The organism is Yinghuangia sp. ASG 101 (assembly GCF_021165735.1).
Taxonomy (GTDB): domain Bacteria; phylum Actinomycetota; class Actinomycetes; order Streptomycetales; family Streptomycetaceae; genus Yinghuangia.
In genome coordinates this window covers 1,199,342-1,219,374 of record NZ_CP088911.1, presented here as the reverse complement: position 1 = coordinate 1,219,374, position 20,033 = coordinate 1,199,342, and the positions used below count along the sequence as shown (strand labels likewise).

Annotated in this window: 20 protein-coding genes; 12 read left to right on the top strand and 8 right to left on the bottom strand. The window is 71.9% G+C overall.

Going from position 1 to position 20,033, the window contains the following annotated elements:
• The first annotated feature begins 39 nt into the window (after nt 1-39).
• The 4 genes from LO772_RS04860 (at nt 40) to LO772_RS04845 (ending at nt 3,978) form a co-directional block, all read left to right on the top strand.
• Nucleotides 40-1,611, top strand: coding sequence for an alkaline phosphatase D family protein (locus LO772_RS04860; protein ID WP_231777107.1), 1,572 nt, complete (start codon nt 40-42; stop codon nt 1,609-1,611).
• A gap of 73 nt (nt 1,612-1,684) precedes the next feature.
• Nucleotides 1,685-2,143: an acyl-CoA thioesterase gene (locus tag LO772_RS04855; RefSeq protein ID WP_231777106.1), complete on the top strand. Its 459-nt coding sequence runs from the start codon at nt 1,685-1,687 to the stop codon at nt 2,141-2,143.
• Between the two features lie 198 nt (nt 2,144-2,341).
• Nucleotides 2,342-3,610 carry an aromatic ring-hydroxylating oxygenase subunit alpha gene (locus LO772_RS04850; protein ID WP_231777105.1) on the top strand — a complete coding sequence of 423 codons (1,269 nt, stop codon included), beginning with the start codon at nt 2,342-2,344 and terminating at the stop codon, nt 3,608-3,610.
• Between the two features lie 38 nt (nt 3,611-3,648).
• Nucleotides 3,649-3,978 (top strand): hypothetical protein, encoded by a 330-nt coding sequence (locus LO772_RS04845; protein ID WP_231777104.1) that lies wholly within the window; start codon nt 3,649-3,651, stop codon nt 3,976-3,978.
• Nucleotides 3,979-4,041: 63 nt separating this feature from the next.
• Here LO772_RS04845 and LO772_RS04840 read toward each other — a convergent pair whose 3' ends face one another.
• On the bottom strand, nt 4,042-6,303 hold the full coding sequence (locus LO772_RS04840; protein WP_231777103.1) for a HelD family protein: 2,262 nt from the start codon (nt 6,301-6,303) through the stop codon (nt 4,042-4,044).
• Nucleotides 6,304-6,608: 305 nt separating this feature from the next.
• Here LO772_RS04840 and LO772_RS04835 point away from each other — a divergent pair, with 305 nt between their 5' ends.
• Together LO772_RS04835 and LO772_RS04830 are read left to right on the top strand one after the other, a co-directional pair.
• Nucleotides 6,609-8,774 (top strand): ATP-binding SpoIIE family protein phosphatase, encoded by a 2,166-nt coding sequence (locus LO772_RS04835; RefSeq protein ID WP_231777102.1) that lies wholly within the window; start codon nt 6,609-6,611, stop codon nt 8,772-8,774.
• A 27-nt stretch (nt 8,775-8,801) separates the two neighbouring features.
• Nucleotides 8,802-9,842, top strand: a complete 1,041-nt coding sequence (locus LO772_RS04830; RefSeq protein WP_231777101.1) for an NAD(P)-dependent alcohol dehydrogenase — start codon at nt 8,802-8,804, stop codon at nt 9,840-9,842.
• A gap of 36 nt (nt 9,843-9,878) precedes the next feature.
• On the opposite strand, the gene ligD is transcribed toward LO772_RS04830, so the two are convergent.
• A complete protein-coding gene (gene ligD, locus LO772_RS04825) occupies nt 9,879-10,886 on the bottom strand; it encodes a non-homologous end-joining DNA ligase (protein ID WP_231777100.1) in 1,008 nt (335 codons plus the stop codon).
• 83 nt (nt 10,887-10,969) lie between these two features.
• Between ligD and LO772_RS04820 the strand changes: the two genes are divergently transcribed.
• Together LO772_RS04820 and LO772_RS04815 are read left to right on the top strand one after the other, a co-directional pair.
• Entirely contained in the window at nt 10,970-12,034 is a 1,065-nt protein-coding gene (locus LO772_RS04820) for an ATP-dependent DNA ligase (RefSeq protein WP_231777099.1), read from the top strand.
• A 76-nt stretch (nt 12,035-12,110) separates the two neighbouring features.
• Nucleotides 12,111-12,530 (top strand): CBS domain-containing protein, encoded by a 420-nt coding sequence (locus LO772_RS04815; RefSeq protein ID WP_231777098.1) that lies wholly within the window; start codon nt 12,111-12,113, stop codon nt 12,528-12,530.
• Between the two features lie 416 nt (nt 12,531-12,946).
• Here LO772_RS04815 and LO772_RS04810 read toward each other — a convergent pair whose 3' ends face one another.
• The 3 genes from LO772_RS04810 to LO772_RS04800 all read right to left on the bottom strand — a co-directional run bounded on the left by LO772_RS04810 (nt 12,947) and on the right by LO772_RS04800 (nt 15,077).
• Complete coding sequence (locus LO772_RS04810; protein ID WP_231777097.1) at nt 12,947-14,224, bottom strand: carboxylate-amine ligase; 1,278 nt, start codon at nt 14,222-14,224, stop codon at nt 12,947-12,949.
• 8 nt (nt 14,225-14,232) lie between these two features.
• Nucleotides 14,233-14,694, bottom strand: a complete 462-nt coding sequence (locus LO772_RS04805; RefSeq protein ID WP_231777096.1) for a DUF5709 domain-containing protein — start codon at nt 14,692-14,694, stop codon at nt 14,233-14,235.
• Between the two features lie 113 nt (nt 14,695-14,807).
• Nucleotides 14,808-15,077 (bottom strand): DUF6296 family protein, encoded by a 270-nt coding sequence (locus tag LO772_RS04800; RefSeq protein WP_231777095.1) that lies wholly within the window; start codon nt 15,075-15,077, stop codon nt 14,808-14,810.
• A 238-nt stretch (nt 15,078-15,315) separates the two neighbouring features.
• Between LO772_RS04800 and LO772_RS04795 the strand changes: the two genes are divergently transcribed.
• The 4 genes from LO772_RS04795 (at nt 15,316) to LO772_RS04780 (ending at nt 18,272) form a co-directional block, all read left to right on the top strand.
• Nucleotides 15,316-15,843: an HGxxPAAW family protein gene (locus LO772_RS04795; protein ID WP_231777094.1), complete on the top strand. Its 528-nt coding sequence runs from the start codon at nt 15,316-15,318 to the stop codon at nt 15,841-15,843.
• A 303-nt stretch (nt 15,844-16,146) separates the two neighbouring features.
• On the top strand, nt 16,147-17,259 hold the full coding sequence (locus tag LO772_RS04790; RefSeq protein ID WP_231777093.1) for a calcium:proton antiporter: 1,113 nt from the start codon (nt 16,147-16,149) through the stop codon (nt 17,257-17,259).
• Between the two features lie 88 nt (nt 17,260-17,347).
• Nucleotides 17,348-17,677, top strand: coding sequence for a DUF6479 family protein (locus LO772_RS04785; protein WP_231777092.1), 330 nt, complete (start codon nt 17,348-17,350; stop codon nt 17,675-17,677).
• 160 nt (nt 17,678-17,837) lie between these two features.
• Complete coding sequence (locus LO772_RS04780) at nt 17,838-18,272, top strand: protein-tyrosine phosphatase family protein (protein ID WP_231777091.1); 435 nt, start codon at nt 17,838-17,840, stop codon at nt 18,270-18,272.
• A 31-nt stretch (nt 18,273-18,303) separates the two neighbouring features.
• On the opposite strand, the gene LO772_RS04775 is transcribed toward LO772_RS04780, so the two are convergent.
• From LO772_RS04775 to LO772_RS04765, 3 genes are all read right to left on the bottom strand, one after another.
• A complete protein-coding gene (locus tag LO772_RS04775) occupies nt 18,304-18,678 on the bottom strand; it encodes a VOC family protein (protein ID WP_231777090.1) in 375 nt (124 codons plus the stop codon).
• A 41-nt stretch (nt 18,679-18,719) separates the two neighbouring features.
• Complete coding sequence (locus LO772_RS04770) at nt 18,720-19,277, bottom strand: type 1 glutamine amidotransferase domain-containing protein (RefSeq protein ID WP_231777089.1); 558 nt, start codon at nt 19,275-19,277, stop codon at nt 18,720-18,722.
• A 181-nt stretch (nt 19,278-19,458) separates the two neighbouring features.
• Complete coding sequence (locus LO772_RS04765; RefSeq protein WP_231777088.1) at nt 19,459-19,986, bottom strand: ferritin-like domain-containing protein; 528 nt, start codon at nt 19,984-19,986, stop codon at nt 19,459-19,461.
• Nucleotides 19,987-20,033: the final 47 nt, after the last annotated feature.

The window sequence follows — 20,033 nt, the reverse complement described above, 5'->3', positions numbered from 1 at the left end:
TTCGCCCGGGGGTCGTCGGGTGGGACTACACACGTGGCCATGACCTCCCTCGGCAAAGAATTCGGCAGAAGGAACTTCCTGCGTGCCGGCACCGCCGCCGGTGCCGGGCTCGCGCTCACCCCCGTTGTCGGGGCGGCCTCCGCCGCCGCGGCGGAGACCGGCGGTGCGCCCGCGTACGTCGTCTCGGGGCGTCCCGAGCTGTCCCACGGCGTGCAGAGCGGCGACGCCACCGCGGACTCGGCGATCGTCTGGGGCCGCGCGGACCGGCCCGGTCGGCTCGTGGTCGAGTACGGCACGCGCCCCGACCTGCGCGACGCGAAGCGCGTCCGCGGGCCGCTGCTCACCCCCGACACCGACCTGACCGGCCGCGTCCGCCTGCGCGGTCTCCCGGCGGGACACCGCGTCCACTACCGCGTCAGCGTCGAAGGCGAGCGCGGTGCCGCCGGCCGCGCGCTGACCGGCTCGCTGGTGACCGCGCCGCACGAGCACGCGCGCGCGGACGTGCGCCTGGTGTGGTCCGGCGACACGGTCGGCCAGGGCTACGGCATCAACCCGGACCTCGGCGGCATGACGATCTTCGAGGAGATCCGCAAGCTGCGCCCCGACGTCTTCCTGAACAGCGGCGACACCGTCTACTCCGACGGCCCGCTCGAACCGGCCGTGACGCTGCCCGACGGCCGCGTATGGCACAACCTGACGACGCCGGAGAAGTCGAAGGTCGCCGAAACGCTCGCCGAGTACCGGGGGCAGTTCGCCTACAACCTGCTCGACCACAACTACCGCGCGTTCGCCGCCGAGATCGCGCAGATCAACCAGTGGGACGACCACGAGGTCACCAACAACTGGTACCCGGGCGAGATCCTGGACGACGCGCGCTACACCGAGAAGAACGTCGACGTCCTCGCCGCCCGCGCGGCCCAGGCGTTCCGCGAGTGGCAGCCGCTCGGCGACGACCGCATCTACCGCAAGCTGTCGTACGGCCGCCACCTCGACGTCTTCGTCCTCGACATGCGCACCCACAAGGACCGCAACGACGAGAACCGCTACGCGGACCCGAAGCGCGGCCTGCTCGGCACCCGGCAGCGCCGCTGGCTGATCGAGGCCCTGAGCCGCAGCCGCGCCACGTGGAAGGTGATCGCCGCCGACCTCCCGCTCGGCCTGATCGTGCCGGACGGGGCGACCGCGCAGGAGGGCGTCGCCCAGGGCGACAACGGCGCCCCGCTCGGACGCGAGCTGGAGTTCGCCGAGGTGCTGAGCACCGCGAGGCGTCGCGGTGTGCACGGCATCGTGTTCCTCACCGCGGACGTGCACTACACGGCCGCCCATCACTACGACCCGTCGCGCGCGGCGTTCCAGGACTTCGACCCCTTCTGGGAGTTCGTGTCGGGCCCGCTCAACGCCGGGGCGTTCGGCCCCAACACGCTCGACGGGACGTTCGGCCCGCGCGCCGAGTTCGTGCACGCGCCGCCGCGCGCCAACACCTCGCCGATGGAGGGCTTCCAGCACTTCGGCGAGGTCGCGATCGACGGCCCGAGCGGTGAGCTGACCGTGCGCCTGCGCGATGCCGCGTCCGCCGTGCTGTGGAGCACGACGCTGCGGCCGGTGCGCTGACCGGCGGGTCCCCGGGCCGGGGGGCCGGGGACCCGTGGGCGGCGCCGCGTCGGGGGTACGGCATTCTGACGGGATGAGCGAGCGCAGAGAAGTCGACCCCGCCCGGCTGGCCCTGGACAGCTACCCCTTCGTGCACGACATCGTGGCGCGGTTCTCCGACATGGACGTGCAGCGGCACCTCAACAACTCCGCCATCGTGACGTTCTACGAGGACGCGCGAGTCAACCTCAACCAGCAGATGTTCGGCGACGAACTCATGTCCGGCGAGGCGGGGTTCCGTCTGCTGGTGCTGGAGACGACGGTGCGCTACATGAGCGAGGCGCCGTACCCCGGCGCGTACCGGATCGGCGCCGGCATCATCCGGTTCGGCGGATCGTCGTACGAATACGGCCTGGGGCTGTTCCACGGCGACACCTGCGTCGGCCTGTCGCAGACGGTGATGGTCCACGCGACCGCGACCGGTCCCACGCCGATCCCGCCGGCGCGCCGGGCGCGCATGGACAAGTTCGCCTTCCCCGCGGCCACCGCGTAGGCCTCGGGCCCGGTCGGTTGACTTAAGTATACGTAGACGTTTATTTTCTCTCCGGCGCCCCGGATCGCCGGGGCTGTCGGCATGGACGGGCAACACCCGCTTCCCTGGGTGCGTTCTTCTCTTGTGAGAATGGCATTCTCAATTTAGACTAACCGCGTTGCCCCCCAGTGGTAGTGACCTGACCGGAGGATCAGTTCCATGGCACATTTCCCCAAGCCCGCTGAGGGCAGCTGGACCGAGCACTTCAAGATCGACACGTCGCCGACGTCATACGAGGACTCGATCTCGCCCGAGCACTACGAGGCCGAGCGCGAGGCGATCTTCAAGAAGACCTGGCTCAACATCGGTCGCGTGGAGCAACTGCCCAAGGGGGGCAGCTACTTCACCAAGGAACTGAGCGCCGCCAAGACCTCCGTGATCGTCGTGCGCGGCAAGGACAACGAGATCCGCAGCTTCCACAACATCTGCCGCCACCGCGGCAACAAGCTGGTGTGGAACGACTTCCCGCGCGAGGAGGTCTCCGGGAGCTGCCGGCAGTTCACCTGCAAGTACCACGGGTGGCGCTACGACCTCGACGGCGAGCTGACGTTCGTGCAGCAGGAGGGTGAGTTCTTCGACCTCGACAAGCAGAACTTCGGTCTCGCGCCGATCCGCACCGAGGTGTGGGAGGGCTTCGTCTTCATCAACTTCGACAACGACGCGGCCCCGCTGAAGGAGTACCTGGGCGCGTACGCGAAGGGCCTGGACACCTACCCCTTCGGCAAGATGACCGAGGTCTACAAGTACCGCGCGGAGATCGGCGCGAACTGGAAGCTCTTCATCGACGCGTTCATGGAGTTCTACCACGCGCCGATCCTGCACCAGAAGCAGGCGGTCGACGACGAGTCGCGCAAGCTGCGCGAGGTCGGCTACGAGGCGCTGTCGTACGGGGTCGACGGCCCGCACGCGCTGGTCTCGTCCTGGGGCGGCATGGCCCCGCCGAAGGACGAGTCGATGGTCAAGCCCATCGAACGCCTGCTGCGCAGCGGCCTGTTCGGTCTCTGGGACGCCCCCGACGTCGGCCCCATCCCGGAGGCCGGGCTCAACCCGACGCGGCACAAGGCCTGGGGCGAGGACTCGTTCCTGTTCTTCCCGAACTTCATGCTGCTGGTGTGGAAGCCGAACTGGTACCTGACGTACCACTACTGGCCGACGTCGTACAACACGCACACCTTTGAGTGCTCGCTGTACTTCGTGCCGCCGACGAACGCCTACGAGCGCCTGCAGCACGAGCTCGCGGCGGTCACGTTCAAGGAGTACGCGCTCCAGGACGCGAACACCCTCGAGGCGACCCAGACCATGCTGGAGTCGCGCGCGGTGACCGAATTCCCGCTGAACGACCAGGAAGTGGCGCTGCGTCACCTGCACACCACGGCGCGGGCGTACGTCGCGGACCACAAGGCGGAGAAGGACCAGGCGTCGGCCTGAGTCCCGCTGCCTCCGGATTCCTGGACAAGGAGAGACACATGAGCAACCTGCTGCCCGCGGAGTACGCGGACCTGGAGAAGTTCGCGGACTGGATCCTTCCGACGGAGAAGGAGCGCTACGCGAAGCGCCTCGCGTCGTCGATGGACGAGCTCCAGGCGTTCTACGACGAGGCGTTCCCGCGTCTCGAGGCGGCGGTGCCGTATCTGAAGACGGTGTCGCTGGAGGACATCTCGGAGGAGGACAGGAACCTGACGTACCTTTTCTGCTCGCTGGTGAACGTGACGTTCCCGGTCGAGGTGTGGCGCCAGGCGCGCGTCCCCGACAGCGGCGCCTCGATGGTCGACTGCATCGTCGAACCCGCCATCTGACCCACCCGATTCGCCTGTCGCCCGGCACCGTCTCCCGGTGCCGGGCGACAGCCGTTCCCACGACTAGACGTACGGCGGCAGTTCGTCGAGGCCGGGTGGGAGCTTGCCGGTGTGCACGATCCCGAGGCGCTGCGTCGCGCGGGTGAGGGCGACGTAGAGGTCGTTGCCGCCGAAGTCGGCCGGCTCCACGACGACGACCGTGTCGAACTCCAGCCCCTTGGCCTGCCGGGGATGCAGGAGCGCCACGGGCAGCGTCAGTTCGGGCGCCACACCGTGGGCCGCCTCGGGCAGCGCCTCCGCCAGCGCGTCGATCAGGCCGCGCGGGGCGACCACGCCGACCCGGTCCCTCGGGTGCGCCGCGGTGAGGTCGGCGACCACGGACGCGACCGCGCCGGGGATGTCCGTCGCCCGGTGCGCCCACGGCGTCACTCCGGTCGAGCGCACCGACTCCGGCGGCTCGAAGTCGGCGTCCACCGCCCGCCGGACGCGTGCCGCGACCTCCATGATCTCGCTCGGGGTCCGGTAGTTGACGCCGAGCCGGTACCGCTCCCAGCGGTCGTCCACGAACGGGCCGAGGATCCGCTCCCACGAGCCGCAGCCGCCCGGTTCCGACGTCTGCGCCGGATCACCGACCAGCGTCATCGACTTCGTCGGGCTGCGGCGCATCAGCAACCGCCAGGCCATCGGCGACAGTTCCTGCGCCTCGTCGACGACGATGTGCCCGTACGACCATGTGCGGTCCGCCGCCGCGCGCTCCGCGGCGGTGCGGTGGTCGGCCTCCTCGTGGCGTTCCGCGAGGCGTTCGGCGTCGACCAGATCGTGCGCGCCCAGCACTTCGGACGCCTCGTCGCCCAGGTCCTCGAACTCGTAGGTGCGCGAGCCGTACGACATGTCCAGGACGCCTTGTGCGTACGCGATTCGCCTGCGCCGCTCGGCCTCCGCCGCGGCCCGCGCCAACGAGTCGTCCATCCCCAGGAGTTCGGCGGCCTCGTCCAGCAAGGGCACGTCGGAGACCGTCCATTCGCCGGTCGTCCACGTCCCGAACACGGGGTCGTGGACGACCGGGCGGCGGATCGCCTCGGCCTCGTCGTCGGGCAGGTGGACCGGGGCGTCGAGGTAGTCGGCCACGAGCTGATGCGGTGTCAGCAGCGGCCACAGCACATCGATCGCGGCGTGCACCTCGGCGCTCGACGCGACCGACATGTGCAGCTCCGCGACCTCCTCCGAGCCGAGGAAGTTCGGCCCGCCGTACGGGTCCGCGCCCAGCCGGTCCACAAGCTGCGCGGTGAGCCCGTCGACGACCCGCGCCGCGAAGTGCGGCCGGGCCAGGTTGTGGGGGAGCAGCGTCTCGCGGGCCCGGCGCCGCGCCTCGGTGGCGATGCCGGCGTCCAGCCGCAGTTCGCCGTCCTCGTGCGGGATCGCCATCGGCGAATCGGGGACGGTCTGGCGGTCGGCGACGAAGCGTTCGAGCGCCTCCGCCATCGCGGCGCGGCCCTTGATCTCGGCGGCCTCGGGGCTGTCGACCGCGGTCGCGACAACACCGGGGAACAGCTCCCCGGGCGTCGCGAACAGCACGCCCGTCTCACCGAGCGACGGCAGGACGTCCTCGATGTAGTTGAGGAACGCCGGGTTGGGCCCGACCACGAGCACGACGCGGCGCGTCAGGTGCTCGCGGTTCGCGTACAACAGGTACGCCGCGCGGTGCAGCGCGACGACGGTCTTCCCCGTGCCGGGGCCGCCCTCGACCACGAGCACCCCGCGGTGCGGCGCCCGGATGACGCGGTCCTGCTCGGCCTGGATGGTCTGCACGATGTCGTGCATGCGCCCGGTGCGCGCGGCGTCCAGCGCGGCGAGCAGGACCCCGTCGGCGTCGGGGCCCTCGTGCCCGGTGCGCCGAGCGTCGGCGAGGTCGAGGATCTCGTCGTGCAGCGCGACGACGTCGCGGCCGGCCGTCGTGATGTGGCGCCGCCGCCGCAGCCCCATGGGGGTGTACCCGGTCGCCAGGTAGAACGGGCGCGCGATGTCCGCCCGCCAGTCGACGACCAGCGGGGTGTGCTCCGCGTCGTCGCGCCGGATGCCGATGCGGCCGATGTGGTGGTCGGCCCCGTCCCGGAAGAACAGCCGCCCGAAGCACAGCCCGGTGTCGCCGGCGTCGAACGCGGCGAGCAGGCCGGTCTGGTCCGCCACCGCGATGTCGCGCTCCACCCGGTCCTGGCGCGTGCCGGCCTCCCTGCCGAGCGCGGCCCGCACCCCGGCCTCCGCCTCGGCCCGCAGTTCGCCGAGCCGAGTGTGCACGAGGTCGAGGAATTCCTGCTCGTTGCGCATTTCGGTGTTTTCGCAGCGTTCGGCGTTTGACAATTCAACTCCCGGCCGGATATCATGACCACGCAATTGTTCGATTTCTGTTGTGCATTTTTGGGGCACGCAAAGCTTCAATATATGCGGGAAATAGCCTCGGGCGTCAAGCGTCCCGGGGCTTTGTCGTTTCCGGCGCGTCCCGTTGCCTGTGACGCCCGTCTCGCGCCCCGCGTCACGCCGCCGACGCGGCTGCCCTGGCTGCGCTCGCCGTCCGGCGTGACAATGGGATCTCCTCCGGTCACCCGCTCGGGGAGACGGCAGGCGAGCGAGCGATGAATTCTTCCGGCAGGACCGGTTCCGGCACGGTGCCGTTTCCGGTCGGCGGGATCGAGTCCGCCGCGGTGGTGCTGCACGCGGGCGGTCGCACGCACCTGTGGACTCCGACCGCGCGCCGCTTTTTCGGGGAAACCGACGGCGGGGTGCTCGCCGGGAAACTCCGGCGTGCTCTCGCGGCGGTCCGCCCCGACGCCGCCGGTATTCGCCACGGCAATGCCGCGCTGCCCACCGCGTCCGGCGAGCCGGCCGAATTCCGATTCACCGCCCAGCCGCTGCGCCCGGCCGCGGGCGGGGCCGCGGTGCCGGACCGCCCGGACGAAAGCGACTGGCTCGTCCTCCTCGTTCCCACCCGGGAGGTCGTCGCGTGGGAGGACGCCCGCGACCGCGGCGCCCGGTACGCCCGCCTCAGCCACGCCGCGGCGCTCGAAATCGGCACCACGCTCGACCTGGTGGAGTCCACCCAGCGGCTCGCGCGCCTGATCGTCCCCGAACTCACCGATCTCGCGGCCGTCGACCTGAGCGAGCCGGTGCTGCACGGCGAGGAGCCGTCGCGCCCCGAGGCCGACATCCGCCTCCGCCGGGTCGCGGTCGCCGCGGCCGACCCGAGCAGCGGAGCCGTGGGCACCGAGGCGTGGCCGGCCGACGTCCTCGGCGTCGGGCAGCTGCTGCCCTGGCTCCCGCACATCCCGCTGCTGCGGCCGGTGGGCGAGGGCTCCGCCGTGGTGGTCTCCGACATGCGGCGGCTGCGCGACGCCCTCGCCATGACGCCCGCGCGCAGCCGTACGCTCATCCCGCACGAGGCGCATTCGCTGATCGTGATCCCGCTGCTCGCCCGAGGCCGCATCCTCGGCGCGGTCACCGCGTGGCGGGTGCACACCGAGGCCGACTTCGACGACGCCGACGCGGAAATGCTCGCCGAGATCACCTCGCGCGCCGCGATCGGCGTCGACAACGCGCGCCGCTACACGCGCGAGCACCGCACCGCCGTCGCCCTGCAGCGCAGCCTCCTGCCGCGACCGGTGCTCCGGACGCCCGCCGCCGACACCGCCGGCACCTACCTCCCGGCGGAGGGGGAGGCCGGCGTGGGAGGCGACTGGTTCGACGTGCTCGCCCTCTCGTCGCTCCGGACCGGATTCGTCGTGGGCGACGTCGTCGGCCACGGGCTGGGCGCGACGGCGGCCATGGGCCGCCTGCGCACCGCGGTCCAGACGCTCGCCGACCTCGATCTGGAGCCCGTCGAACTCATCAGCCATCTCGACGACCTGGTCCTCAGCTACTGGCCCGACCACGACCCGGGCGACCCCACCTCCGAACTGGCCGCGGAGGGCGCGACGTTCCTGTACGCGGTGTACGACCCGGTCGTCCGCCGCTGCGCGATCGCCAGCGCCGGCCACCCGCCGCCGCTGGTCGCCCTGCCGGGCCGGGAACCGGAGTTCGTCGAACTCACCCCCGGACCGCCGCTCGGCGTCGGCGGAATGCCGTTCGGATCCGTCGACATCGACCTGCCCGACGGTTCGCTGCTGGCCTTCCACACCGACGGCCTGACCGTCCGCCGCGACATCGACGCCGGCGTCCAACTCGCCCGGTTCCGGGAGGCCGTCGCACGGCACCGCGACAGCCCGCTCATCGACATCGGACCGGAGATCGTCAGCGCCCTCGAACCCTCCCGCGACGACGACGTCGCCCTCCTGATCGCGCGCACCCGCAGCGTCGGCACCGCGGCGGTCGCGGAGTGGGAGCTGGCCGCGAACCCCTCCGAGGTCGGCCGCGCCCGTGAACTGACGACCCGTCAACTCGCCGCCTGGGGCCTGGAAGACCTGGCGTTCAGCACCGAACTCGTGGTCAGCGAATTGGTCACCAACGCGGTCCGGTACGCGGGCGGCCCGATCGGACTGCGGCTGATCCGCGACCAGATCCTCGTCTGCGAGGTGTCCGACCCGAGCAACACCCAGCCGCGCCTGCGCCGATCGATGGCGACGGACGAAGGAGGCCGCGGCCTCTTCCTCGTCGCCCAGCTCACGTCGCGCTGGGGTAGCCGCTACCGGCGCTCGGGCAAGACGATCTGGACCGAGCAGGGCATCCAGGGCACGCACAACCTCGGAGCGTCGGCCGACCTCACCGGCGAACAGGAACTTCTCGACGCCTTCGACGTCGAGTGGTGAGGGCCACCACGAAAGGAGACCGAGCCCATGCGAGCACTCCAGTACCGCCGCGTCGGTGCGCCACCCGAACTGGTCACCGTGCCCGACCCCGAACCCGGCCCCGGGCAGGTGCTGCTGCGGGTCGCCGCGGCGGGCGTGTGCCACTCCGACATCGCGGTGATGGCCATGTCGGCCGACGAACTGCCCTGGCCGCTGCCGTTCACCCTCGGCCACGAAGGCGCCGGGACGGTGGCCGCCCTCGGCTCCGGCGTCACCGGGCTCGACGTGGGCGACACCGTCGCGGTCTACGGACCCCAAGGCTGCGGCCGATGCGCGAAATGCGCCCAGGGCAAGGAGAATTACTGCCTCCGCGCGACGGAGCTCGCGATCTACCCGCCCGGCCTCGGCGCGGACGGCGCCATCGCCGAATACATGCTGGTCGATTCCGCACGGCACCTGGTCCCGATGGACGGCCTCGACCCGGTCACCGCCGTGCCGTTGACCGACGCCGGGCTCACGCCGTACCACGCGGTGAAACGTTCGCTGCCCAAGCTCGTCCCCGGCAGCAGCGCCGTCGTCATCGGCACCGGCGGACTGGGCCACGTGGCCGTCCAACTGCTGCGCGCGCTCACCCCCGCGCGCGTGATCGCCCTGGACGTCAGCCCCGAGAAGCTGGCCCTCGCGGCCCGGGTCGGCGCGCACGAGACCGTCACCTCCGACGCCGACGCGGCCAAGCGCGTACGCGAGATCACCGGCGGCCTCGGCGCCGAGGCCGTCTTCGACTTCGTCGGCGCCCCCGCGACCACCGCGACCGCCGGGGCCTGCGCGGCGGTGGAGGCCGACGTGACCATCGTCGGCCTCGCCGGCGGCACGCTGCCGGTCGGCATCGGGGCGCTGCCGTACGACGTCGTGGTTACCGCGCCGTACTGGGGCAGCCGCGGCGAACTCCTCGAAGTCCTCGACCTCGCCCGCGCCGGAGCCGTCGAGGTCCACGTGGAGACCTACCCGCTGGACGAGGCCCATCGCGCGTACGAACGCCTGCACGCCGGAAAGGTCACCGGGCGAGCGGTGATCCTGCCGAACGGCTGACGCCCCGGCCGTGCGGCCCCCGGGACCCGGGGAGCGCTACGAGTTGCGCGCACGGCTCGGCTGGACGCGCGGCGGCTCCCCGGGCATCTTCGGGTGGTCCGGGGGATAGGGCAGGTCGCCCGAACCGCTGTCCCGCGCCTGGCGGTCGGACAGCGCGAGAGCGGAGTCGAGGGAGAAAGCGTGCTCGGACATGTCCGCGTGCACGTCGCCTAGCCGCGCGAAGCGCTCCGGCATCGTGGCCAGGTCGAAATCGTCCGGCCGCGCGTCGTCGACCTCGTCCCACGTCAGCGGGGCCGAGACGGTCGCGCGCTGGTTCGCCCGCGGCGAGTACGCGGCGGCGATCGTCCGGTCCCGGGCCATCTGGTTGTAGTCCACGAACACCCGCCGCCCGCGCTCCTCCTTCCACCACGCCGTGGTCACCTGGTCGGGCATGCGGGACTCCAACTCCCGGCCCAGCGCGATCACCGCACGCCGCACGTCGACGAACGGCCACGCCGGGCGGATGGGAACGAACAGGTGCAGGCCGCGCCCGCCCGACGTCTTGGGCCACGCGGTCAGGCCGTACTCGCCGAGCACCGCGCGCATCTCGTGGGCCGCACGCACCGCGTCGGCGAACCCCGTGCCGGGCTGCGGGTCGAGATCGATGCGCAACTCGTCGGGGTGCTCGGTGTCGCCACGCCGCACGGGCCACGGGTGGAACGTCAGGCAGCCCAGGTTCGCCGCCCACACCAGCGAGGCGGTGCCGTCGGGGCACAGCTCGTCGGCGGTGCGCCCGCTCGGGAAGCGGATCCGGGCCGTCCGGATCCACTCCGGCCGGTACTTCGGCACGCGCTTCTGGTAGAACGACTCGCCCCCGACGCCGTCGGGGTAGCGCTCCAGGGTCGTGGGGCGGTTGCCGAACGCGCGGAGCATCCCCTCGCCCACGGACAGGACGTAGCGGACGACGTCGCCCTTGGTGAAACCGCGTTCGGGAAAGTACACCTTGTCGACGTTGGTGACCCGGACGGACCGACCGTCGATCTCAATCTGTTCGGCGCTGCTCATGTCTCAGGGTAGGCAGCCCGGCGAGATTTCGTCATGGTATGTCCGATGGGCGACCGCTGGAATATCCCAGCAAAATGGGGCATATGCAGCTTCCTGTCATGCCTCCGATCAAGCCCATGCTCGCCAAGCCCGCCGCCCGCATCCCACCCGGCATGCACTACGAGGCCAAGTGGGACGGCTTTCGCGCGATCGTCTTCCGCGACGGCGACGAGGTCCTGATCGGCAGCCGCAACACCAAGCCGCTCGACCGCTACTTCCCCGACGTCGTCGACGCCGCCCTGCGCCTGCTGCCGCCGCGCTGCGTGCTGGACGGCGAGATCGTCATCGCCATCGGCGACCACCTCGACTTCGACCGGCTCCAGGACCGCATCCACCCCGCGGACTCCCGCGTCCGGCACCTCGCCGCGACCACGCCCGCCTCGTTCGTGGCCTTCGACCTGCTCGCGCTGGACGACACCGCGTACCTCGGCCGCCCGCTGACCGAGCGCCGTGCGGCGCTGGAGCGGGCGCTCGCCGACACCCCCGCGCCGATCCATCTCGCACCCGCCACGACCGATCCCGACGTCGCCCGCGTCTGGTTCGACACGTTCGAGGGCGCGGGGCTGGACGGCGTCGTCGCGAAGGACCCGGCCGGGCCGTACCTGCCCGACCAGCGGGCCATGGTCAAGGTCAAGCACGAGCGCACCGCGGACTGCGTCGTCGCCGGCTACCGCGAGCACAAGTCGGGCCCGGTCGTCGGCTCGCTGCTGCTGGGCCTCCACGACGGCGACGGACGCCTCCAGCACGTCGGTGTCAGCTCGTCGTTCACGATGGCCCGCCGGGCCGAGCTGGTCGGCGAACTCGCGCCGTACCGGCTCGACGACATCGCGGGGCACCCGTGGGCGCGCTGGACCGAGGCCGAGGCGCACGAAAGCGGCCGGCTGCCGGGCGCGGTCAGCCGGTGGACCGGCGGGCGGCAGCTCGACTGGATCCCGCTGCGCCCCGAACTGGTCTGCGAGGTGGCGTACGACCACACGCAGGGCGACCGGTTCCGGCACACGACGCGGTTCCGCCGGTGGCGGCCGGACAAGGACCCGGGCGACTGCACGTACGCGCAGCTGAGCGAGCCGGCACGGTACGACCTGGCGGACGTGCTGGGCACGCGCTGAGCGGGCGAGCCGGTTCACCGCGTCGGGGCCGGGTAGCCGAGCGGGCGACCGACCCGGCAGCGACCCGAGGAGAGCCATGACCCAGACGGTCCGAGAACTGATGACCGAGGAACCGGTCACCGTCGAACTGCGGGCGTCGGTCACCGAGGCGGCGCGGCGGATGCGGGACGAGGGCATCGGGGACGTCCTGGTCACCGACGACGGCGAACTGCGCGGCATGCTGACCGACCGGGACCTCGTGGTCCGCGGCCTCGCCGAGGGCAGGGACCCGGACGCCACGACCGTGCACGCGCTGTGCAGCGACGACGTGGTCTCCGTCGCCCCCGACGCCGCCGTCGACCACGCGATCTACCTGATGAGCACCAAGGCCCTGCGCAGACTCCCGGTGGTCGAGGACGGCCGCCCGATCGGCGTGGTCTCCCTGGGCGACCTCGCCATGGAACGCGACCCCACCTCGGCCCTCGCCGACATCAGCGCGGCGACCCCGAACAAATAACCCGGGCGCCCCCCGCGCCGAGCCCGGGTCCGGGCCCTAAACCCCGCCCGCGCCGAGCCCACCCTCCGACAGCGGCTCACCGGCCTCGATGCTCCGTCGGCTGTCCGCGCCGGGTCGCCCGTTGGGTGTGTTCGGGCTTGGCGTGGTCGGCTTGTCGGGTTCGGGGAGACAACCGGCCGCCTTGCGCGCGCCGAACTCACGCGCAGCGGCTCACCGGCCTCGATGCTGCGTCGGCTGTCCGCGCCGGGTCGCCGGTTGGGTGTGTTCGGGCTTGGCGTGGTCGGCTTGTCGGGTTCGGGGAGACAACCCGCCGCCTTCCTCGGCTCACCGGCGCCTCGATGCTGCGTCGGCTGGGTCGGCTGGGTCGGCTGTGCGCGTCGCGCGCCGTTGGGTGTGCTCAGGCCTGTGTGGTCCGCCTACCGGGCTCGGGATCGGGGCGGGGTGAAGTGTGTGGTGGTGTAGAGGGGGTTTTCCGGCGGGCTTGGGGTCGCGCGGGGGAGCCAGCCCTGGGAGTCGGAGGGGTCGGGGTGGAGGAGGACCAGTTCGGCCGCCGCGTGGATGCCGCGTGACACCGCCGCCGAGCGCTGGCGTTGCGCGCCCGTTCCGGCGGACAGGACCTTGCCCACCAGGCGGCGCATTTCGACGCGGTCACCCAGGTCGTCCAGGGCGTCGTCCGCGTGGTCGAGCAGATCGCGGAGCAACTGCCGTGCCGGGACGCGGCGTTCGAGGAACGGGTCGATCCCCGGGCCGGTGAGTCCGTAGCGGGCCGCCGACCACATGGCCGCCTCGCACACCGCGGGATCGGGATTCGGCGCCTCGCGCCCGGCGGCGATGTCCGCGCGGGCGCGCACCACCAGCGCCCGGACCAGGCCCGCCTGCAACACCGTCTCGTCGACGGTGGCCAACGCGTCGGCCACCCGCACCTCGACCGTCGGCACGTGCTCGGACGGCCGTGCCGACCAGAACGTCATGCGCGGGTCCACGGTCGTCCCGAAAGCCCCCTGCCGGGCGAGCGCCCGGTCGTACGCCGCGGCGTCCGCACACCACGGCGGCACCCCGAAGCCCGGGAACCGCTCCTGCGTCACCGCACGCCAGCTCGCGTACCCGGTGTCCCGGCCCCGGGAGTACGGGGAGTTGCCGGACAGCGCCAGCAACGTGGCGAGCCAGGGCCGGAGGTGGTTCGTCACCGCGACCGCGGTGTCGCGGTCGGGGACGCCGACGTGGACATGGCACCCGCACGCGGCGTAGTCGGGAACGATCCCCCGGTACAACTCGCCGATCTCCCGGTAGCGTTCGCCCGCCGCGACGTCGAGCGGAGCGTCGTCGGGCGTGACGAACGCGAACCCGGCGGACGCCACCGCGACTCCGCGAGCGGCTGCGGCGATCGCCAACGCGGTTCTGGCCTGGGCGAGTTGCACACGCAGTTCGGCGAGGCCGCCGCACACCGGAGTGGCCGACTCCACCTGCGCCGCGAGCAACTCCGGCTTCAGTTCCGCCGCGACGACGCTCGGCGGGATCGTCGCGAGCAGGTCGGCGACCGCCGGAACCGGAGCCCACGTGCCGGGGGCCACGGTCAGGAACTCCTCCTCGACGCCGAGCGTCGCGCCGAACGCGGGTGCGCCGAACGCCGGGGCCCCGAAGGCCGGCAGGTCGAACGCGAGGGTGTCGGAAGCCGGCGCGTGGTCACGGCTCATGCGTGCGGTCACCCTTCGTCGTCGATCGTGTGGACGGCCGCCTCCTCCGCGGAAGCCGCGCCGCCGTCGATGCCCACGTCGCGCCCGAGGGTGCGGTTGCCGCGGGTCGCGAGCGGGTCGTCGTCCTCGGCCAGCCGGCCCGTTCGGGCGTCGCCGGCCTCACCGTCGGTCCAGGGCTCGCCTTCCTCGTCCGCGAGATCGTCGGCGTCGTCGCCCATGTCGGGCCGTGCCTCGGGCTGTTCGCGGGCCAGTCGCCGGTCCAGCGTTTCGCCGGCGGCCTGTTCGTCCTGGGTCGTGCCGTAGTCCTCGACCGCGTACGGGCGTTCCGGCGGGGAGTAGCCCTCGTCCAGAGTGGCGTCCAGTCCCCTCTCGTCCAGGGCGTTCTCCATGTCGAGCGCGTCGTCGGGAGGGTTGTCGACACCGGATCCGGTGGGCTGGTAGACGTCGTCGCCCCGTGCCTGGTCCGCCATCGCTCCGTCCTTTCGTACGGTTTCCCCGAGGTTCCGCATCTACCCGGGAACCGCGCGCAGACGCACGCCCCGCGCGCACCCCGGGTGCGGCGGTGCCGTCGACGGGCTCACCGTCACAGTGCGGGGGAGGAGTGCCCCCGCGCGTCCGGCGAGGACATTTGGAACGCCTGAAGGCACCTCTGGCCGTGGCAGTCGGTGTCCGCGAGCGGTCTGGCGACGCCGCCGATGATCTGGACGCGGAAACGGCCTGTGTCGTCCTCGTACACCGGCAGTCGGCCCGGGCCGCGCGCTTCGGTCCGGTGGACGACCACCACGGTGGCAGGCGAGTGCGGGCCTTCGCGGCCCGGGACGGTGATGGCATAGCGCGCGAAAGACTCGGTCATGGCGCCGGCCTCCTGGGGATCCCCCCGCGCGGACGTTCTCCTTTCCATTCTGAACCTTCCCGGCCGCGTATCACAGCCCCGTGGGGCGGGTAGCGGCAATGCCGCACGCCAAGGGCGCGGAGATCGTGGAACCCGGTGGCACCGAGGAGTGCCGCGCACCCCGACCGCGATCTCGCGGGAGCGGACCGCAACCGGTCCTCGATCGACGAACCGTGACGAACCGGCCAGGAGGACCGCTATGCGTCGGCACACGAACCCGCGGACGGAAACGGCTCAGGACGCGGCGCGCTCCGGCGTCGCGCGCACCACCGGCGGCGGCGCGGTGGACACCGCGCGCGGGGGAGACCGGGCCGGAGCGCCGGCGCGGGACGGCAGGTCGGCCTCACACGGGACGCACGGCTCGTCCCCGGCGGCGTGGACCGGCGTCGTGGTGATCCTGGTCGGGCTGTGCGTCGCGGGCGGCGGCATGATCGCCGACCTGCCCTGGCTCTTCTGGACCGGCCTCGGCATAGCCGTCCTCGGCGTCGTGGCCGGAAAGTTGCTCTCCGTGACCGGATACGGTCTGACGCCCGGCTATCACCAGGAGGGCGACGTCGACCTCCGGGACCGCGTCTTCGGCGAGGGCGGCCACGAATCCGAGCCGCGGATCCCCGGTGACCCGCATGAATGGCGCGGTGTGTCGGACGACGGCCAAGACGTCGTCGGGCGTGAGGGACGTACCGGCGGCAGCCGCGGGGGCGACCGCGACGACGGGCGCGGACACTGAGCGCAACCGACCCGGAGACGTCGCCACTGCGGTCCACGAGTAATCCGGAGATCGAACCGGCGCAAAGGTTTGGTAAAGTGGAGGCACTGCCAATCAATTTGCGCGCTGCGGCTGGCTCACGCCTGCTCGCGCCGGGGTACGCGCCGGTGCACCGTCCGAGGACGGCGGGCATGCTGCGCCCGTCGTTTTCGCCGTCCCGGTTGTCCGTGCCCGTTGTCCCCCGCGCCGCCCTGCTCAGGCGGTGGGACACCTCCGGCATGACAGGGGGCGTGCCTGCCGCGCCGTCTTGGAAATGTGAGCCGCATGACAGCTGCTGCCCGCCGAGCCCTCACCGACTGGACGTTCGTCGCTCCCATACTCGCCGCCGTGATCCTCGTCCTGAGCTGGGGAAAGGATCTGAACTACGGCGTGGCCGCCGTGGTCGGCGCCTTCCTCGTGGCGGCCGTGCTGGCGGCCGTGCACCACGCCGAGGTGGTCGCCGAGCGGGTGGGAGAACCCTTCGGGTCTCTGGTCCTGGCAGTAGCCGTCACCGTGATCGAAGTCGCACTCATCGTGACCCTGATGGTCACCGGCGACGAGAACAAGACCGCGACCCTGGCCCGCGACACCGTGTTCGCGGCCGTCATGATCACCCTCAACGGCATCGTTGGACTGTCGCTGCTGACCGCCGCGCTCCGGCGCCGCGTCGCGACGTTCAACGCGGAAGGCAGCGGCGGCGCCCTGGCGACCGTCGCGACACTCGCGACCCTCAGCCTGGTCTTCCCGACCTTCACCACCAGCGAGCCCGGCCCGAGGTTCTCCGGCAGCCAGCTCGCGTTCGCCGCCGTCGCCTCGCTGGGCCTGTACCTGTTGTTCGTGCTGGTGCAGACCGTCCGCCACCGCGACGACTTCCTCCCCGTGGACGCCGACAAGAACGTCATCGAAGGCGATCTCACCGAGACGCACGGCGAGGCACCGAGCGTCCGTCAGGCGTGGCGGGCGCTCGTCCTGCTGCTGGTCGCGCTGATCGGCGTGGTCGGCCTCGCGAAGGTGGACTCGCCCGCGATCGAGGACGGCGTCAAGGCGGCCGGCTTCCCGCACTCCGCGGTCGGCGTCGTCATCGCGCTGCTCGTGCTGCTCCCCGAGACCCTGGCGGCTGTCCGGTCGGCGCGGCGGGGCCGGGTGCAGATCAGCCTCAATCTCGGGTACGGGTCCGCGATGGCCAGCATCGGGCTCACCATCCCGGTGATCGCCCTCGCGTCGATCTGGCTCGAAGGTCCGCTCGTCCTCGGCCTGGAACCGACCCAGATGGTGCTTCTCGCGCTGTCGGTGGTGGTGGGCGTGCTCACGGTCGTGCCGGGACGCGCGACGCTGCTCCAGGCGGGCGTCCATCTGGCGCTCTTGTCGGCGTTCATCTTCCTCGCGCTGAACCCGTGAGCACGCGGCCCGCGTGTGGCCGCAAACCCCACCCGGGGATAAATCACCCGATCCGCGTCATGTCGGTGCGTCCGGGTAGCCGTGCGGCATGGAGACCCAAATGCTCGCGGCACAAGACCTGGGTGCCGGGGTCGCGGCCATCGTGGTCGTCGCGGCGATCATCGCGGGCCTGCTCATCTGGCCCGTCGTCCGCGGTGTCCGGCTGCGCCGGCCGCCACCGCCCCGGAGCCCGAGGACCGAGGCCTGGACGTCGCACGACGACACGGTCTCGGCACGGCGGGAACCCAACGAGATGCCGCACGACGGCGAACGCCGCTTCCCGCACGAACTGGCCGGCTACGGCACCTTGGGCTCGCGCCCGGCGGCGCGGAAGAGACCCGAAGACGACGACGAACACGGCGACGAGGGGCGGCGATAAGACGAGGGGCGGCGATAGGCGATAAGGGGCGCGGCGGCACGCGTTCCCGACGCGACGAGGAGGCGGAGTCCCCCGGTGATGCGGGGCTCCGCCTCCTCGCGGTGCGTCTCCTTGTTGTTCGCGGGGACCGCCGCTGGTCGCGGCGCTACGATCCTTGCCCGTGACAACCTCAACCTGGGTGCGTGACGAGGCCGGTGTTCTCGCGTTGCCCTCCGGGCGGCTCGTACGCGGCCGAGGGCTGCGCAATCCGCTGCCCGAGGGGGCGGAGCCGCAGTTCGCCGTCCACCTGCTCGGCAGGCGGCCGCCGCCGGTCGCGTGGCCGAGCCGCTGGGTCACCTGGCCGGACTTCCGCCTGCCGCGCGACCGCGACGACGCCGCCGACGCCTTCCGCGAGGCATGGCGGCGCGCCGCGACCGAGCGGGTCGAGATCGCGTGCGGCGGCGGCGTGGGGCGCACCGGTACGGCCCTGGCGTGCCTGGCGGTCCTCGACGGCGTTCCCGCGCCGGACGCGGTCGCGTACGTGCGCGAGCACTACCGCCGCCGGGCCGTCGAGACCCCGTGGCAGCGCCGCTACGTCGCCGGATTCGGCGGCTGAGGCGCGCTCGCACCGCCGCGGCCCGCGGTGGTCACTTCACCTCGAGTACGGCCAGGACGTTGCCGGACGGGTCCGTGAACCACGCGATCGGCGGGCCCCCGCTCTGCCGCGAGACGCCCTTCTCGTCGGCGGGGAACGCGTCGTACTTCAGCATGGCGACGCCGCGGGCGGTCAGTTCGTCCACCGCGGCGTCGATGTCGTCCACCGGGAAGTTGAGGATCGTGAACGTCGCGGGCACGTGGTCGGGCTTCGGGTACACGAGGACGGCCGCGCCGCCGGGGAGGTTGAGGCGCAGGAGGCCGCCGTCCTGGGCGACGTCCAGGCCGAGGACGCGCCCGTAGAAGTCCGCCGCCGCCGCGACGTCCCGGACGGCGAAGCCGCTGAATGCCTTGCTGTTCGTGAACATGGGGATCGTCTTTCCAGAATCGCTCGCCTGGTTGCGCCGGGCTACGCCGCGGCGAAATGGCGGACCACGGCCGCGTCGAAGGCCGGGAGGTCGTCCGGTTTGCGGCTGCTGATCAGGGTGTTCGGGCCCGCGGAGTCGACGACGACCTCCTCGTCGCGCCAGTCCGCGCCCGCGTTGCGGATGTCGGTGGCCAGGCTGGGCCACGACGTGATGCTCCGGCCGGACAGGACCCCGGCCTCCACGAGCGTCCACGGCCCGTGGCAGATGACCGCCACCGGCTTGCCCTGGTCGAAGAACGATTTGGTGAAGGCCACCGCCCGGGGGTCGGTACGCAGGACGTCGGGATTCGCCACGCCTCCGGGCAGCACGAGCGCGTCGAAATTGTCGGCGGTGACGTCGTCGACGACGGCGTCCACGGGGAACGTGTCGCCGCGGTCCAGATGCCGGAACGCCTGGGCTTTCCCGCGTGACGTGGAGACCAGCGCAGGATCGCCGCCGGCCTTCTCGACCGCCTCCCAAGGCGACGTGAATTCGACCTGCTCGAATCCCTCGGGGGCGACAAGGAAAGCGACCTTGAGTCCGTCGAGTTCGGCAGTCATGGCGCATCATCCCTTCGGGCGCGACGGGTGCGGCTGTGAGGTGCGGCGCCGCGCCGGAAAGGCGCGCGCCACGCGTGCGCCTGCCCCGCCTCGTCCGCGCGAAACGGCCGGGTGCCCGGCGGGAAAACCGCCGGGCACCCGGCCGCCGAAACGCGCCGCCGCGTTCGTGCTCGAAGCGCCGTCAGCTCTTGTCCAGCAGATTGAGCATGTCGTCCGCGTGTTCTTCCTCGACGGACAGAATGTCCTCGAAAACCCGCCGGGTCGTGGGGTCGCCGCTGCCGAGCCAATTGATGATCTCGGTGTACGACTGGATCGCGATGCGTTCGGCGACCAGGTTCTCGCGGATCATCTCGGTGAGATCGGACGACGTCTCGTATTCCGAATGGGCGCGCGTGGCGACCGTCGCCGGATCGTAGTCCGGCTTGCCGCCGAGTTGCGCGATCCGGGCGGCGAGTTTGTCGGAGTGCTCCTGCTCCTCGTTGGAGTGCACGAGGAATTCGTCGGCGACCGTCTCGCCGTCCAGGCCCTTTGCGGCGAAATGGTGCTGCCGGTAGCGCAGCGTGCACACCACCTCGGTGGCCAGCGCGACGTTGAGGACGTCGATCACGCGCCGCACATCGGCGCCGTACGCCTCGGTGACGGGGCCCTTGCTCATCTCGCGCCGGGCCTTCGCACGCAGTTCCTCGACATCGGTGAGGAATTCGGCCATGGATCTCCACCTCGCAGGTTGACCGGGCGGTTCGCGACCGCCTCGTG

What these genes read in the sequence shown, in the direction of transcription:
- LO772_RS04860 (WP_231777107.1), top strand. Translation starts at nt 40, where the DNA reads ATGACCTCCCTCGGCAAAGAATTCGGCAGAAGGAACTTCCTGCGTGCC.
- LO772_RS04855 (WP_231777106.1), top strand. Translation starts at nt 1,685, where the DNA reads ATGAGCGAGCGCAGAGAAGTCGACCCCGCCCGGCTGGCCCTGGACAGC.
- LO772_RS04850 (WP_231777105.1), top strand. Translation starts at nt 2,342, where the DNA reads ATGGCACATTTCCCCAAGCCCGCTGAGGGCAGCTGGACCGAGCACTTC.
- LO772_RS04845 (WP_231777104.1), top strand. Translation starts at nt 3,649, where the DNA reads ATGAGCAACCTGCTGCCCGCGGAGTACGCGGACCTGGAGAAGTTCGCG.
- LO772_RS04840 (WP_231777103.1), bottom strand. Translation starts at nt 6,303, where the DNA reads ATGCGCAACGAGCAGGAATTCCTCGACCTCGTGCACACTCGGCTCGGC.
- LO772_RS04835 (WP_231777102.1), top strand. Translation starts at nt 6,609, where the DNA reads ATGAATTCTTCCGGCAGGACCGGTTCCGGCACGGTGCCGTTTCCGGTC.
- LO772_RS04830 (WP_231777101.1), top strand. Translation starts at nt 8,802, where the DNA reads ATGCGAGCACTCCAGTACCGCCGCGTCGGTGCGCCACCCGAACTGGTC.
- ligD (WP_231777100.1), bottom strand. Translation starts at nt 10,886, where the DNA reads ATGAGCAGCGCCGAACAGATTGAGATCGACGGTCGGTCCGTCCGGGTC.
- LO772_RS04820 (WP_231777099.1), top strand. Translation starts at nt 10,970, where the DNA reads ATGCAGCTTCCTGTCATGCCTCCGATCAAGCCCATGCTCGCCAAGCCC.
- LO772_RS04815 (WP_231777098.1), top strand. Translation starts at nt 12,111, where the DNA reads ATGACCCAGACGGTCCGAGAACTGATGACCGAGGAACCGGTCACCGTC.
- LO772_RS04810 (WP_231777097.1), bottom strand. Translation starts at nt 14,224, where the DNA reads ATGAGCCGTGACCACGCGCCGGCTTCCGACACCCTCGCGTTCGACCTG.
- LO772_RS04805 (WP_231777096.1), bottom strand. Translation starts at nt 14,694, where the DNA reads ATGGCGGACCAGGCACGGGGCGACGACGTCTACCAGCCCACCGGATCC.
- LO772_RS04800 (WP_231777095.1), bottom strand. Translation starts at nt 15,077, where the DNA reads ATGACCGAGTCTTTCGCGCGCTATGCCATCACCGTCCCGGGCCGCGAA.
- LO772_RS04795 (WP_231777094.1), top strand. Translation starts at nt 15,316, where the DNA reads ATGCGTCGGCACACGAACCCGCGGACGGAAACGGCTCAGGACGCGGCG.
- LO772_RS04790 (WP_231777093.1), top strand. Translation starts at nt 16,147, where the DNA reads ATGACAGCTGCTGCCCGCCGAGCCCTCACCGACTGGACGTTCGTCGCT.
- LO772_RS04785 (WP_231777092.1), top strand. Translation starts at nt 17,348, where the DNA reads ATGGAGACCCAAATGCTCGCGGCACAAGACCTGGGTGCCGGGGTCGCG.
- LO772_RS04775 (WP_231777090.1), bottom strand. Translation starts at nt 18,678, where the DNA reads ATGTTCACGAACAGCAAGGCATTCAGCGGCTTCGCCGTCCGGGACGTC.
- LO772_RS04770 (WP_231777089.1), bottom strand. Translation starts at nt 19,277, where the DNA reads ATGACTGCCGAACTCGACGGACTCAAGGTCGCTTTCCTTGTCGCCCCC.
- LO772_RS04765 (WP_231777088.1), bottom strand. Translation starts at nt 19,986, where the DNA reads ATGGCCGAATTCCTCACCGATGTCGAGGAACTGCGTGCGAAGGCCCGG.